Annotated in this window: 1 protein-coding gene and 1 pseudogene; one reads left to right on the forward strand and one right to left on the reverse strand. The window is 70.1% G+C overall.

Going from position 1 to position 1,784, the window contains the following annotated elements:
- Positions 1–220: 220 nt before the first annotated feature.
- Positions 221–349 (forward strand): annotated as a pseudogene (locus MJ785_RS22215) (ribbon-helix-helix protein, CopG family); the annotation flags it as partial.
- Position 350: 1 nt separating this feature from the next.
- Here MJ785_RS22215 and MJ785_RS08800 read toward each other — a convergent pair.
- On the reverse strand, positions 351–1,784 hold a 1,434-nt coding region (locus MJ785_RS08800), incomplete at its 5' end, for an ABC transporter permease (RefSeq protein ID WP_239380375.1).

Below are 1,784 nucleotides of genomic sequence, written 5' to 3' on the forward strand. Positions count from 1 at the left end.
GCTTCCCCGTCCGTCCGTCCAGGGATTGCCACCGCTTCGGCCATGGTGTGCTCCTTCGCAGAGATGGGGTCAACCCGCCATCCGAACCGACGTCATCGAGACAGTCGGTGACATCCCCGGGAAGCCGCTGACAAAGCCACGACGGCCCACAATCCCGCCGCTTGCCCAGGCCGCGGGCCACGCCTCCAAGAGCATCGGATATCGCTTGGAGATGCTGCTGATGTCCGATGTGCTCATCCGTGACGTGCCCGATGACGTGCTGGCCGCTGTCGAGGCGCACACCGCCCGGCTCGGTCTGTCCCGTAACGAGTACCTCCGCCGGCAGCTCGCCCAGGACGCGGCGCGCTCGGTCACCGGCCCTTCCGGGGTGCGGACCCGCGGCGCAGGACCGGCCATATCGCCGATACGATGGCTGCGGTCAATAGCACAAGCGCGGCGAGGTCAAGTGTCCAGGTGTGGACGTCGGCTGTCCACAGCGGGTCGATCTTGGGGTTGGCCGGGGTCTGGCGGTAGCCGGTTGTCGCCGCGAGCATCGCGAACCCCCACCGGGCCGGCATCAAGTATGCGAGCTGTTCCAGCGGCGGATGGCCGTCCAGCGGGATGAGCAGCCCACACAGCAGCAGCTGCAACAGCAGGACGAGCACGAGGATCGGCATGCCGCGGTCGGCGTTTGCGATCAGTGCTGAGACCAGCAGCCCTTGAGCCATTGCGGCCAGCGCGACCGCGACCATGGCGACGGCAACCTCGGTCACCCCATGCTGGCTCAGCGCGAGTGGCCTGTCCGGTGCTGGCTGGCCGTACAGTCCGGCGAAGGCCAGGATCACGGCCTGAGCGCTGCTGATCAGGCCCAGCACGGCGAGCTTCGACCAGAGGTAAGCGCCGCGCGAGAGCCCAATCGCCTGCTCGCGGCGGAAGACGGAGCGCTCCTTGACCAGTTCGCGGAACGCTCCGGCGAATCCCGTGAACGCGCACCCGAGCACGAGCACGAGCATGAGCGGCGCGATGTCACTGTCGGGGCCGGCCTGCCGGCTTTTCCACGACAGTCCGTGCCCGCCCGGAAGCAGCCGTGCGAACAGGCTCAGCACCAGCGGCAGCGCCAGTAGGAACAGCGCGTAGGCCCGATCGGCCGCGATCACCGCGAAGTAACGGCGGGCGAGCACGACGAACTGGCGCAGCGCCGGCTGCTGGCGCGGCGGCGCGTCCGGTACGGATCGCGCCGGACGCGCCGCGGGCTGCGCCGTGCCGCTCGGCATCCCGTACCGTGCGTACTCGGGCGAAGCCCGGAAGCGGGCCGTCCAGTCGACCTCCCGGGACCGGTCGAGCAGCAGGAACATGTCCGCGAAGTCATGCTGGCCGAAGTACGCGAGCGCCTCGCCGGGCGGGCCGAAATAGGCGAGCTGGCCGCCCGACGCGAGCACGAGCAGCCGGTCGCACAGGTCGAGCTGCGCGGGTGAGTGCGTGACGACGACCACCGTCCGGCCGTCGTCGGCCAGTGTGCGCAGGGTCTGCATCACCGACTTGTCCATGCCCGGGTCCAGCCCGGACGTCGGCTCGTCGAGGAAGAGCAGCGACGGGCGGGTGAGCAGCTCCAGCGCCACACTCGTGCGCTTGCGCTGCCCACCGGAGAGGGTGCTGATCCGCTGCTCCGCCTGGTCGGCCAGCCCCAGCTCGCCGATCACCTCATCGACCCGCGCGTTGCGCTCGGCCGCCGGGGTATCAGCGGGGAACCGCAGCTCGGCCGCGTACCGCAGCGCCCGGCGGACGGTCAGCTGCGGGTGCAGGAT

The organism is Protofrankia sp. CiT1 (assembly GCF_917627335.1).
Lineage (GTDB): Bacteria > Actinomycetota > Actinomycetes > Frankiales > Frankiaceae > Protofrankia.